The sequence below is a fragment of the Leifsonia sp. PS1209 genome (genome assembly GCF_012317045.1).
Taxonomy (GTDB): Bacteria; Actinomycetota; Actinomycetes; order Actinomycetales; family Microbacteriaceae; genus Leifsonia.
In genome coordinates this window covers 594516-607440 of sequence record NZ_CP051154.1, presented here as the reverse complement: position 1 = coordinate 607440, position 12925 = coordinate 594516, and the positions used below count along the sequence as shown (strand labels likewise).

Below are 12925 nucleotides of genomic sequence, written 5' to 3'. Positions count from 1 at the left end.
TTACTGGGCGATCGCCGTCTGGATGTCGGTGGTCATCTTCTGCCAGAGCGCAGCCGGGTCGCCCTTGCCGTCGATGATGGCGGCCTGGGTCACGCCCCAGAACTGCCACACCTTGCCCATCGCCGGGATGTTCGGCATCGGCTCTCCGGAGGCGCCGACCTTGCCGAAGCCCTCGATGATGGGGTCGCTGGCTGCCTTGTCGAACGCCGCGGTCAGCGCCGGCGGGCGAGCGCCCACCTTGTAGAGCGCGGTCTGCACCTTCTCGGTGCCGATGTAGTTGGTGAGGAAGTCGTTGGCGGCGAGCTTGTTCTTCGTCTTGGAGCTGACGAAGAAGCCCTGCACGCCCACGAACGGTGCGGAGGGGGCGCTGCCGACCGACGGGATGGGGTCGACGGCCAGCTTGATGCCCGCCTTCTCCGCGTCTGCGACGTTCCACGGACCGGTGAGGAAGTACGGCGCCTTGCCGGAGTTGAACTTCTCCTTGGCGATGTCGCCGGTCACCGACGTGCTGAGCACCCCGGCCTTGCCCTGCTCGGCGAGCCAGGCGGCGAAAGCATCACCGGATGCTCCACCGATGGTGAGCTTTTTCGGGTCGTAGCTGCCGTCGGCGGCCGTGCCGAAGACGGGGGCGCCGAACGAGGCCTGGAACGGGTACAGGTGGTACGGGTCGGACTGCGGCCCGACCTGCACCACGAAGCCCTTGGAGACCATGTCGGCGTACGACGACGCCGGCTCAGGGGCCAGCGCGGTGTTGCGCAGGATCGCGATGTTCTCGATCGAGTACGGCAGGCCGTACGTCTTGCCCTCGTAGGTCATCGCGCTGACGGCGACCTTCTCGAAGCCGGCGGCCTTGTCGCCGAGCTCGATGGGCTGGACGACGCCGTTGGTGACGAAGTTGCCCGTCCAGTCGTTCGCGCCGATGGTGATGTCCGGGCCCTTGCCGGTGGGGACCTGGGCGACGAACTGGTCCTGGATCTTGGCGAAGTCCTTCTGCACGAGAGTGACCTTCACGCCGGTCTCCTTGGTGAAGGAGGCCGCTGCGTCCTTCATCACCTTGGCCCGGTCCGCGTCGACCCAGACGGTCAACGGGGTCTTGCTCTCAGAGCCGGACGTCGAGGAGGAGCCGGCTCCTCCCGAGCATCCGGCGAGCGCGAGCGCCGCCGTGATGGCGACCGCGCCTGCGGTCAGAAGGGTGCGGGGTTTCACCGTCATTGGTGTGCCTTTCGTTGGAATGCTGCAAGCGTTTTCATTGTTACCCGACTTCCGCGCGGTTTGCAAGCGCAGAGAATACGTGGATGTTACGGGTCTCCCGAGTTTGCGCGGGCGATGCTGCACGCATAGGATCGCTCGATCATGGAAACGCTTGCACGATCCTCGCACACCCGGTCCCGGGCGCCGCTAGGATCATCAGCGACCGAAGGCGAGGAGAACATGGCGGGCATCGAAGACGTCGCGCGTCTCGCCGGAGTCTCCACCGCGACCGTCTCCCGGGCGCTCAGCGGGAACGCGCACGTCTCGGATGCGACGCGGGCGCGGGTGGCTGAGGCTGCATCCACGCTGGGCTACGTGGTCTCCTCGTACGCGTCGAGCCTCGCATCCGGTCGCACCAAGAACGTCGGCGCCGTGGTTCCGCACCTCAACCGGTGGTTCTTCTGCTCGGTCATCGAGGGTGCGGAACGCGCGCTGCTGCGCCGCGGATACGACCTCACGCTCTACAACCTGAGCGGCAGCGGCGACGAGCGGCGCACGGTGTTCGAGAACCATCTGCTGCGGCAACGCGTGGATGCGGTCATCGCCGTCTCCCTCGAACTCACCGACGACGAGGTGGGCCGCCTGCTGCGCATCGGCAAGCCGCTCGTCGGCGTCGGAGGGCCGCTGCGCGGGGTGCCGTCGCTCACGATCGACGACGTCGCCGTCGCGGAGCTCGCCACGGCGCACCTGATCGCGCTCGGCCACCGCCGCATCGGCCACATCGGCGGCAGCCACGAGTTCGACCTCGACTTCCACATCCCGACCAACCGGAGGCTCGGCTACGAGCGGGCTCTCGCCTCGGCGGGCATCCCGGCCGAGGACGCCCTCTACCGCAAGGCCGATTTCACCATCGCGGGCGGATACGGCGCGGCGAAGCAGCTGCTCGGAGCCCCGCACGACCGGCCGACGGCGATCTTCGCCGCGTCGGACGAGATGGCCATCGGCAGCATCCTCGCGGCCCGCGACCTGGGGCTCACCGTGCCGAGCGACGTGTCGGTGATCGGCATCGACGACCACGACCTGTCCGACTTCTTCGGCCTCAGCACGGTCGCGCAGTTCCCCGACCGCCAGGGCGAGCAGGCGGTGGAGCTACTGATGCGGTCGCTGCAGCCCTCGGCGCAGCCCTCATCGTCCACAGAGGCGGAGGCGGCTACCATGTCCGTGAGCGCCGACGATGCCGCCACGATTCCGGTCCCATACGAGTTGATCGTCAGAAGCAGCACGGCCGTCCCGCCCGCACACTGAGCGGAACCGCCCTGTCGATCGGCCCGTTCCCAGCGCCGCCATCGCCCGAAACCACCCCATCCCCCTTCCGAGACAGGTGATCGTCATCACGTCCCCAGCATCGTCGCGCGAGCAGCGCACATCCCTCCCCGCAGCATCCACGGGCGCCGCACCCGGCACCGCCCTCGCGCCGAGCAGCCCCGGCAGGGAGTGGTGGCGCTCCGCCGTCATCTACCAGGTGTACCCGCGCTCGTTCGCCGACGCGAACGGCGACGGCATGGGCGACCTGCCCGGCATCACGCACCGCCTCCCCGCGCTCCGCAGCCTCGGCGTGGATGCGGTCTGGCTGTCCCCGTTCTTCACCTCGCCGCAGAACGACGGCGGATACGACGTCGCCGACTACTGCGACGTCGACCCGCTGTTCGGCACCCTCGCCGACTTCGACACGATGCTCGAGCGCGCGCACAGCCTGGGCCTGCGGGTCATCATCGACATCGTCCCCAACCACAGCTCAAGCGCGCACGCCTGGTTCCAGGCCGCGCTGGCCTCCGCTCCCAGCAGCGAGGAGCGCGCGCGGTACATGTTCCGCGACGGCAAGGGCGAGAACGGCGACCTCCCGCCGAACAACTGGGAGTCGATCTTCGGCGGCCCGGCCTGGACGCGCATCACCGAGCCGGACGGCACCCCCGGCCAGTGGTACCTGCACCTGTTCGACAAGTCCCAGCCCGACCTCGACTGGGAGAACCCGTGGGTGTGGGAGCAGTTCCGCGGCATCCTGCGGTTCTGGCTCGACCGCGGCGTCGACGGCTTCCGCGTGGATGTGGCGCACGGCATGGTCAAGGAGGCCGGCCTCCCCGACTACACGCCTCCCGCGAACGCCGGCAGCATGGGCGGCGTCGCCCTCGAACCCGAGATCGGCGCTCACGCGTCCAGCGAGCCGCCCACTCCCCCGTACTTCGCTCAGGACGGGGTGCACGCCATCTACCGCGACTGGCACAAGGTCCTCGAGGAGTACGAGGGCGACCGCGTGCTCTGTGGCGAGGCCTGGGTCGAGCCGCTGGAGAAGCTGGCCCGCTGGGTGCGCCCGGACGAGATGCAGCAGACCTTCAACTTCGGCTACCTGGAGACCCCGTGGGACGCGGCGGCGCTCCGCACGGTGATCGACCGCTCGATCTCCGTCTTCGCAAGCGTCGGCGCGCCGAGCACCTGGGTGCTGTCCAACCACGACGTCGTCCGCCACGCCACCCGCCTCGCCCTGGAGGGCGAGAACCTGCAGGGCCACGGCATCGGGCCGAAGTCCACGGGCATCCCGGACACGGCGTTCGCGCTGCGCCGCGCCCGTGCTGCGACCGCGCTGATGCTGGCGCTTCCCGGCTCGGCCTACCTGTACCAGGGCGAGGAGCTCGGCCTTCCCGAGGCGATCGACCTGCCGGACTCCGCACGCCAGGACCCGACGTGGTTCCGCACCAACGGCGAGCGATACGGCCGCGACGGCTGCCGTGTGCCCCTGCCATGGGAGGGCACGGAGCCGTCCTACGGCTTCGGGCCCGGCGCGGCCAGCTGGCTGCCGCAGCCCGCATCCTGGGCGTCGTACACGCGCGACACCCAGGAGGGCGTCGCCGGCTCGACGCTGACGATGTATCAGGATGCCCTCGCGGCGCGCCGCGAGCACGACCTCGCCTTCGGCACGCTCGAGTGGGCCGACCTGGGCGAGGATGTGCTCGCATTCCGTTCCGGGAATGTGTTCGTGGTGGCCAACGTGGGCTCCGCGCCGGTGGCGCTCCCCGACGGCGAGGTGCTCCTCGCGAGCGCCCCGCTCAGCGGCCGCACGCTCCCCCAGGACACCACGGTCTGGTTGCGCGCCTAATTACACGAGATGCCAGTAACTGCGCCGCCTCCCGGGCGTTTCGCGACAGTTGCTGGCATCTCGCCGTTAGCCGCGCCTGCCTGTGGAGGACGCTAGGAGGCGTTGGCGGTGAGCCAGGCGTACGGGTCGACCTGACGGGTGCCGTCGAGCAGGATCTCGAAGTGCAGGTGCGCGCCGGTGGAGACCCCGGTGTTGCCGACGAGGCCGACAGTCTCCGCCACCTTAACCTGCTGACCGACGCTCACGCGCACCGACCCGGACTGCATGTGGCAGTACTTGCTGCTCACCAGCTGACCGCCGATCATGTGGTCGATGGTCACGTTCACGCCGCATCCGCCGTTGTCGCCGGTGACCACCTCGCGCACGACGCCGTCGGCCATGATCTGGATGGGCACCCCGGACCCCGGCGTGAAGTCGATGCCCATGTGGTTCGTGGATGCGCCCTCGGTCGGTGCCGCGCGCGGCCCGAACCAGTCGGAGATCGGCACCCCGAGCGGGAACGGCCACTGCACGGCCCCCGCCGGGTTGTTGGTGAACGTGTCGGCGATGCGCATGGAACGCAGCCCGGCCACCTTCTCGCGCGAACTCACCTGCATGCCGTCGCGGACGATGGATGCGACGCCCTGCTGGGCGGGAGCCGCGAACCCCTGGACCCCGTCCGACGGGGCGGCGGGGGCGACCTGCTGCGCCTGGATGGCCTGGGCGCGCACATCCTCCTCGGTGAGCAGCGCCATGGCAGGGACGGACGTGGCGACGCCGATCGCGACGGCGAAGGTCAGGGCGACGGCGCTGAGGCCCCTGCGGGAGCGGGAGGTGGGTGAGGTGCGCGCAGCGGGCGTCGCGCGCGTCGGCCCCGCCGCCCCACGGCGTCCGGCTTCCAGCATCCGCTCGCGCTCGCGCAACGCGCGCCGGGTGAGCGGAACCGCATCCGGAGTCGCCGACACGTCGACCGGGCGCTGGGGCACCGGGGAGTTCAGGCGGTCGGGAGTCAACGGTATAGTCGGCTTTCGATCTTTCTCAGACGTTCACAGGGGATTACTCTTGCGCGGCGGCAAGACAACCCTCCCAATGTAACGAATGTGTAACCGACTTCCCAAGCCATTCAGCAAAAATGATGCGAACACATGGGTATTTCAGCGCCAGGCCGAGTAGTAATCCTGAACCAGTGGATTGAGCTTCTGGTACAGCGCGGGCGGTGCGGCCACCAGCAGCTCCGCTCCGGCCTGCAGGTCCCCGAGGCCGCCGACGACCGCCCCCGCCTCCCGCGCGATGAGCGCCCCCGCCGCGTGATCCCACGGGTTCAGGCCGCGCTCGAAGTACGCATCCAGTCGCCCGGACGCCACATTGCAGAGGTCGAGGGATGCGGTGCCGATGCGCCGAACATCCCGCACCTTGCCGATCAGTTGCGCGACGAACGCCGCCTGGCGCTCCCTGATCGTGGCGTCGTAGCCGAACCCCGTGCCGACCAGCGCCAGTTCGAGCGGAACATCCCCGTTGACGTGCAGCTCCCTGCCGTTCAGCCGCGCTCCCCCGCCCGCCGACGCCGTGAACGCCTCGCCGCTGACCGGGTTGACCACGGCGCCCGCGAGGGTGGTCCAGGTCTGCGGGTCCGCGTCGCCCTCGACCACGGCGATGCTCACGGCATAGGCGGGGATGCCATAGAAGTAGTTGACGGTCCCGTCGATGGGGTCGACCACCCAGGTCAGCCCGCTCGTCCCTTCACCGCCGCCCGATTCCTCCCCGAGGAACCCGTCCCGCGGCCGAGACGCGGCGATCGCCTCCCGCACCAGGTGCTCCACCTCACGGTCGGCACGCGTCACGATGTCGGTCAGCGACGACTTGGATGCGGCGATCTCCACCCCCTCCGACCGCCGCAGGTGGGCGAGGTCGGCAGCGCGACGCGCGACAGTGAGTGCGATATCCCGGAGTTCGGCGTTGGAAGGCATGAGGACAGCCTGACAGACGTGGGGTGCCGGATGGGCACGCCACGATCAGATGGCCGGTCGCACCGGATCCGCGTCGTCGGGGAACCCCTGCAGCGTCACCGGCCGGAGGAACCGGTCGATCGCCGCTGTGCCGACTGACGTGCTCGCCGCCGCCGTACTGGCCGGATACGGCCCTCCGTGCGTCATCGCCGGGGAGACGGCGACGCCGGTCGGCCACCCGTTCCAGACCAGCCTGCCGCTGTGGCGGATGGCCTCGGCGACAAGGCCGTCCAGCCCGTCGTCGCCGGCCGACTCGGCCTGGAAGGTCGACGTGAGCGTGCCTCCGACCGCGCGCGCGATGGTGGTGAGCTCGCCAGGGTCTCGGTAGCCGACGATCAGCGCGCTCGGGCCGAAACGCTCGGCGCCGAGCTCGTCGATGCCGGCGAGGAACACATCGGCGGTTGTCGCATACAGGCTCGGCTCGATGGCGTCTCCGTCCGCGCCGCCCCTCCGCACCACCCGCACGCCCTGGTGGTCGTCGTAGCGCGGAGCGAGCGATTCGTACCCGTCGCGGATGCGCTCGTTCAGCATCGCCGCCGGAGCGACGTCGCCGAGGGCGGCAGCAGCCGCGGCGGCGAACGCGTCGGCGTCCGGCACGAACACCAGACCGGGCTTCGTGCAGAACTGGCCGGCACCGAGAGTGAACGAACCGACGAATCCCTGCGCGATGTCTGCCAGTCGTGCCCGCGCTGCTTCGGCGGTCACGTAGACGGGATTGACCGAGCCGAGCTCGCCGTAGAACGGGATGGGAGCGGGTCGGGCCGCTGCCAGCTCGAAGAGCGCCCGTCCGCCCTCCGTCGACCCCGTGAATCCGACGGCGGCGATCACCGGATGCTGCACGAGCGCGGGTCCCGTCTCCCACCCGTCCACCAGGCCGAACACGCCCGACGGTAATCCAGCAGCATCGACAGCAGCCGCGATGTGCGCCGCCGTCGCCATCGACAGTGCAGGGTGCCCCGGATGCGCCTTCACGACCACGGGGCACCCGGCGGCGAGCGCGGAAGCCGTGTCCCCACCGGCGACACTGAACGCGAACGGGAAGTTGCTCGCGGCGAACACGGCGACCGGCCCGAGCGCCACCAGATAGCGCCGCAGCTCGGGGAAGCCGTCCGGATGGTCCACCACGACCGGCGCGGGAGCGCCGAGCAGCCGCGCGAAGGAGCGCAGCTGCCCCGTGGTCCTCGCCACCTCGCCGGTGAGCCGGGCGGCGCTCAGGTGGGTCTCCTCCTCGGCCAGCGCGACCAGGGCGGCGCTGTCGGCGTCCAGCCGGTCGGCGATGTCGCTCAGCAGAGCGGCTCGCACGCCGGGGGACGTCGCCGCGTACGGCGCCGCCGCCGCGGCAGCCGCCTCGCAGGTGCGGTCGAGTTCGTCCGTCGCTGTCATCGTCTCTCCAAGTAGGTCCACGCCGCCCGTCCGGTGGCGACAGGATTCGTCGTCGTCCCGACGCCGTCGACCGTCACGGTCACCACGTCGCCCTCGCGCAGGGTGAAGTCGTCGGGCGGCACGATCCCGGTCCCCGTGGACAGCCAGACGCCGTCCGGGAAGTTCTCCGCACGGAAGAGCCACTCCACCAGCTCCTCCGGCGTGCGGGCGAGGTTCGCCGTCGATGTCTCCTCCGCGAACGCGGTGGCGCCATCCCGTTCGATCGACAGCCGGACGGCGAGATCCGTCGCGTCGACCTCCCACGCCGGACGGATCGTCGCCGCCACGGCGCACGCGCCGGCGAACACCTTGGCCTGCGGCAGGTAGAGCGGGTTCTCGCCCTCCAGCGAGCGCGAGCTCATGTCGTTGCAGACGCCGTATCCGACGATCTCGCCGAATCGGTTGGCGATGACCGCCAGCTCCGGCTCAGGAACGTCCCACGTCGAGTCCCCGCGGATCGCCACCGGCTCCCCGTCGACGACGACACGCCAGGCCGCCGACTTGAAGAACAGCTCTGGGCGTTCCGCCTCGTACACCCTGTCGTAGATGTCCGGGTCGGAGGACTCCTCCATGCGCGCGGTGCGCGACCGGTGGTAGGTCACCCCGCTCGCCCAGACCTCGGTGCGCCCGTCGATCGGCGCGCACGGTTCGAGGTCCGCTCGCGAGCCGTCGTGGTCCGTTGCGTCATCGACCAACCGGCGGATCTCCTCCACCGGGCGGCTGAGCAGGTCGGCGAACGACGAGACGGCGACCGTCGCGACCACCCCGTCCCGTTCCGTCATGACACGACCGTCCGCCGTTCGAAACAGCTGCATGGTGTTCCCTTCGTCAGACCGCCGGTACGCGGTCGAGGTTGAAATAGCTGCGTGCATCCGCCGGCCGGATGTCGGCGACGGCGTCGTCGAAGATCCTCATGGGATGCGGCGAGTACGGATGCTCGGCGATGGCATCCAGATTCAGGTCGATGCCGAATCCCGGCCGGTCGGGGATCAGGATGTCGCCCTCCGGGGTGAGCTGCACGGCCTCGTTCGAGATGTCGCTGCGCCACGGGACGTCGACCGCCATGATCTCCAGGTAGCGGAAGTTGGGCATGGCCGCCCCGAGCTGGAGCGTCGCGGCGGTGCTGAGCGGCCCGGACGGGTTGTGCGGGGCGAATGGCACGTAGTGCGCGGCGGCGAGCGTGGAGATGAAACTGAGCTCGAGCAGACCGCCCGCGTGGGTGACGTCGGGCTGGATGAAGTCCACCGCACCCCTCTGCAGCACGGGCAGGAAGGCGTTCCGGCCGAACCAGCGCTCGCCCGCCGCGATCGGCACAGGCGACTTCGACCGGATCTCGACCAGGGCGTCGATGCTGTCCGGCGGGCTCGGCTCCTCGAAGAACACCGGCTGGAACTGCTCCAGCTCCCTGGCGACCCGGATGGCCGTCGGCACGTCGAACCGCCCGTGGCCCTCGATGAACAGCTCGACGTCGTCGCCGACGGCAGCGCGCACGGCGGCGACCGGCTCGAGCATCCGCTCCAGGTCCAGCCGCCCGACCGTGAGGTCCACCGCCTCGAACGGGTCCCACTTCAGCCCCCGGAAGCCCTGGGCGACCGTGGCCACCGCCGCAGCAGCGAACTCGTCCGGGGTACGTGCGCTGGAGAACCAGCCGTTGGCGTAGGCGCGCACCCTGTCTCTGGTCTGGCCGCCGAGCATCCGGTGCACCGGCACGCCGAGAGCGCGGGCGGAGACGTCCCAGAGTGCGAGCTCGATCGCGCTGAGCGCGGTCATCGAGACCGGGCCGCCGCGCCAGTACGAGTCGCGGTTGAGCTCGTACACGATCTGCTGGATCCGCGTCGGATCCCTCCCGATCAGGCGGTCGGCGAGCTGCCGCACAGCGCCGACGACGGCGAGCTCCTGGCCCTCCAGGGTCGCCTCGGAGACGCCGGTGATCCCTTCGTCGGTGTGCAGCAGCACGAGCACCAGATTGGTGCGGTAGAAATCGACGAGGACGGTGTCGATCGCGGTGATTCTCATCGGGCGGTCATCCCTTCACGGCGCCGGCGGTCATACCGCTGACGACGTAGCGTTGTGCGAACAGATAGAAGGCCACGGCGGGCAGCGTGAACAGGAGCGCGACCGCCATGATGCTCTGGATCGAGGTGTCCTGCTCGCCGATGAACCCCGCGACGCCGACGGACGCGGGCTGAAGACCCTTGTCGAAGACGAAGGTCACGGCGAAGACGTACTCGTTCCACGCGCTGAAGAACGCGATGACGGCGGCGGCGGCGATCGCGGGTGCGATCAGCGGCAGGATGATGCGGAACAGGATGGTCGGCGGTCGGCCGCCATCCACCCGCACCGCCTCGTCGAGTTCCCGCGGAACCCCGTCGATGGCGCCCTTCAGGATGAGCGCGACCACCGGAAGCGCGAAGGCGGTGTCGGCGAGGATCAGGCCGTGCAGGGAGTTCAGCAGCTCGAACCGCCGGAAGATGGAGAACAGCGGCACCACCAGCAGCGCCTCCGGCAGCATCTGGGTGAAGAGCAGCAGCAGCCCGATCAGGACCTTCCCCCGGAAGCCGAACCGCGAGAGCGCGTATCCGAGCGGGATGCCGAGGCCGATCGCGAGCACGGTCGTGCCTGCGGCGACGATCAGGCTGTTGAGGAGCCAGCCGAGCACCTCGCCGTTCTCGAGGACGTCGGCGAACACCCCGAGCCTCGACAGGTCGGGCAGCAGGTTCGTGCCGGAACCGAACAGCTCGCTGTCCGGCGTCAGCGCGGTGACGAACATCCAGTAGATGGGGAAGATCGCCAGACCGAGCACGATCAGCACGGCGAGCATCCTGGCGGTGACGCCGAATCGCGTGGTGCGCATCATGACTCCTTTCCTGCCGCGCGCACGACCAGCCGGCCGCCGACGATGACGATGAGCGCGATCACGATGCCGACCATGCCGATGGCGGCGGCGGTGCCGAGCTGCTTGGACTCGAACGCCTGTGAGTAGAGGTCGATCACCAGGGTGCGGGTGGACCCGAGCGGGCCTCCCCTGGTCATCAGCCAGATGAGCTCGAACCGGCGCAGCGACCAGATCGTCATCAGAACCACGAGCAGGCCGATGGTCGGCTTGAGCACCTGCCAGGTGACGACGCGGAACACGGTCCAGCGCCCTGCTCCGTCGACGGATGCGGCCTCCACGAGTTCCTGCGGCACGGATTGCATCGCGGACAGCAGCACAACGGCGACGAACGGGACGAGCTGCCAGATCGTCGTGATCAGGATCGCCGTGAGCGCCATGTGCGAGTTGTCGAGCACGCCGCTCGGTCCAGGATCGATCCCGATGGCGCGCAGCAGCTTGGTGAGGATGCCGTACTGGGGGTTGAGCATCCACGTGGCGATGAGCGCGACGGCGATGCCGGGCGCCGCCCACGGGACGGTCACGAGCGAGCGGGCGACGGCGCGGCCGGGGAACCGTCCGTTGAGGAGCAGCGCCACGAGCAGGCCGAGCCCCACGGCGCCGACGACGCACGCGATCACGTAGATCGCGGTGGTCAGCAGCGTCTGACGGAAGTCGGGGTCGGCGAAGACCGACAGGTAGTTCGCGAGCCCCACCCACACGCTCGCGGTGGGATTGAGCAGCGTCGTCCTGGTGAAGCTCAGCCAGACCTCCTGGCCGAGCGGGACCAGCTGGAAGAGCAGGATGTACGCGGCGGCGGGCGCCAGGAAGATGTAGGGGGTCCACGGGCTGCCGACCACTCGCCTGCGACGGCGGCGGCTCGGCGACGCGGAGGATGGGGGCGGTGCCGTGGGGTGCGGCGCGGCCCCGGGGACCGCGCGCTCACGCGCGGTCCCAGAGGTCGTGCCACTCACTTGCCGACCAGCTCCTCCGCCTGCTTCTGGGCGTCGCGCATCGCGGTCTTCATGTCCTTCTCACCCTTGAGCGCGGTGAGCACCTGCGTGACGATGATGTGTCGCAGGTCCGGAGTCTGAGCGCCGAACCCGACGACGATCTGCGGAACACCGGTGTCGGTCAGGCTGTCGAGCACCGGCAGGAACGGGTACTTCTCGAGGCTCGCCGCACTTCGTTCGGTGGGCGTGGCGACGCTGCTCGCGCCGAGGACCTCCTGCAGCTTGACCTGCTGGGCCGGCTTCAGAAGCCAGTGGATGAAGTCCAGGGCGGCGTCCTTGTGCTTGCTGTTCGCGTTGACCACGATCGGGGCGATGAGGGCGCCCTGCTTCTTCACCGGGAACGGGATGGGCGCAACGGAGAAGTTGAGGTCGGGGTTCGCCGCCGTCGTCGCGGTGACGTACCCGCCGTTGTTGAGCTCCATGCCCACCTTGCCGTTGGCGAACATCTTGCGGAACGTCGCGGCGTCAGCGCCCTTCGGGATCACGTTGTCGTCGTAGAGCTTCTGGTACGCCTCGAGACCTTCGACCACCTTCGGCGAGTCGATCGTGAGCTTCTTGCCGTCCGACCAGTTGCCGCCGAACCCGAGCACGTAGTTGAAGATGTCCTGCCAGACACCGGCCTCCTCGGCCTGGGTCTGCCGGAAGGCGAGCCCGTACGTGTCGCCGGCCGTCAGCTTCTTGGCCGTCTGCACGAACTCGTCGAACGTCTTCGGTGCCTCGGGGATGAGGTCGGCGTTGTAGAACATCGCGTAGTTCGCGTCCTCGAACACGACGCCATAGCGGTGATCGTCCACCGTCAGGTACTTGTCCGGCGCCGCGATGAGGTCCAGCTTCTTCGCGTCGATCTGGTCGTCCAGGGGTTCGAGCAGCTGCGATCCCGCTGCCGCCTCGAACTCGGGCATGTCGAAGCGCACCAGGTCGGGGCCTTCGCCGCCGCCCATCTGGGTGAGCACCGTCTGCCCGAAGGTGGGATACGGAACGGAGGCCGGCTTGATGGTGACGATATCTTGGCTGGAGTTGTACTCGTCGAGCAGTTTCTGCAGCCCTGGACCGCGTCCGGGGTCGCCGAGTGTCGATGCCGCGAAGGTGATCGTCGCCGGGCTCGGCTTCCCGGAGGAGCCGGACGGCTCTCCCGACGAGGACGAGCATCCCGCGAGAGCGAGGGCGCTCGCGCTGATGCCGGCGACCAGGGCGATCATCCGTGCGCTGCGTCGTGAACGTGCGTGCATGGTCTACTCCTTCGTAAACGGTGCGATTGGCGGGTTGGTGTGCAATTAGTAATAATACTAAC

General features: G+C 69.3%; 11 protein-coding genes. 2 read left to right on the top strand and 9 right to left on the bottom strand.

Features of this window, described 5'->3' with window-relative positions:
• Window positions 1-1212 carry a maltose ABC transporter substrate-binding protein gene (locus HF024_RS03050; RefSeq protein WP_168688594.1) on the bottom strand — a complete coding sequence of 404 codons (1212 nt, stop codon included), beginning with the start codon at window positions 1210-1212 and terminating at the stop codon, window positions 1-3.
• Between the two features lie 219 nt (window positions 1213-1431).
• Here HF024_RS03050 and HF024_RS03045 point away from each other — a divergent pair, with 219 nt between their 5' ends.
• Window positions 1432-2496 (top strand): LacI family DNA-binding transcriptional regulator, encoded by a 1065-nt coding sequence (locus tag HF024_RS03045; protein ID WP_168688593.1) that lies wholly within the window; start codon window positions 1432-1434, stop codon window positions 2494-2496.
• A gap of 208 nt (window positions 2497-2704) precedes the next feature.
• Window positions 2705-4342 carry a glycoside hydrolase family 13 protein gene (locus tag HF024_RS03040; RefSeq protein ID WP_247597403.1) on the top strand — a complete coding sequence of 546 codons (1638 nt, stop codon included), beginning with the start codon at window positions 2705-2707 and terminating at the stop codon, window positions 4340-4342.
• A 92-nt stretch (window positions 4343-4434) separates the two neighbouring features.
• On the opposite strand, the gene HF024_RS03035 is transcribed toward HF024_RS03040, so the two are convergent.
• From HF024_RS03035 to HF024_RS03000, 8 genes are all read right to left on the bottom strand, one after another.
• Window positions 4435-5334, bottom strand: a complete 900-nt coding sequence (locus HF024_RS03035; RefSeq protein WP_168688592.1) for a M23 family metallopeptidase — start codon at window positions 5332-5334, stop codon at window positions 4435-4437.
• A 141-nt stretch (window positions 5335-5475) separates the two neighbouring features.
• The gene (locus tag HF024_RS03030) at window positions 5476-6288 is read right to left on the bottom strand and encodes an inositol monophosphatase family protein (RefSeq protein WP_168688591.1); all 813 of its coding nucleotides are present in this window, start codon (window positions 6286-6288) and stop codon (window positions 5476-5478) included.
• Window positions 6289-6333: 45 nt separating this feature from the next.
• Window positions 6334-7710, bottom strand: a complete 1377-nt coding sequence (locus HF024_RS03025; protein WP_168688590.1) for an aldehyde dehydrogenase (NADP(+)) — start codon at window positions 7708-7710, stop codon at window positions 6334-6336.
• Window positions 7707-8531 carry a fumarylacetoacetate hydrolase family protein gene (locus tag HF024_RS03020; protein WP_247597277.1) on the bottom strand — a complete coding sequence of 275 codons (825 nt, stop codon included), beginning with the start codon at window positions 8529-8531 and terminating at the stop codon, window positions 7707-7709. The genes HF024_RS03025 and HF024_RS03020 overlap by 4 nt, the downstream gene beginning before the upstream one ends.
• A 46-nt stretch (window positions 8532-8577) precedes the next feature.
• Window positions 8578-9765, bottom strand: a complete 1188-nt coding sequence (locus HF024_RS03015; protein ID WP_085368712.1) for a mandelate racemase/muconate lactonizing enzyme family protein — start codon at window positions 9763-9765, stop codon at window positions 8578-8580.
• Window positions 9766-9772: 7 nt separating this feature from the next.
• A complete protein-coding gene (locus tag HF024_RS03010; RefSeq protein ID WP_210724011.1) occupies window positions 9773-10606 on the bottom strand; it encodes a carbohydrate ABC transporter permease in 834 nt (277 codons plus the stop codon).
• Window positions 10603-11481, bottom strand: coding sequence for a sugar ABC transporter permease (locus HF024_RS03005; protein WP_085368714.1), 879 nt, complete (start codon window positions 11479-11481; stop codon window positions 10603-10605). Before HF024_RS03005 ends, HF024_RS03010 begins: the two co-directional genes overlap by 4 nt.
• Before the next feature lie 110 nt (window positions 11482-11591).
• Complete coding sequence (locus tag HF024_RS03000) at window positions 11592-12863, bottom strand: sugar ABC transporter substrate-binding protein (protein WP_168688588.1); 1272 nt, start codon at window positions 12861-12863, stop codon at window positions 11592-11594.
• Between the last annotated feature and the right edge of the window lie 62 nt (window positions 12864-12925).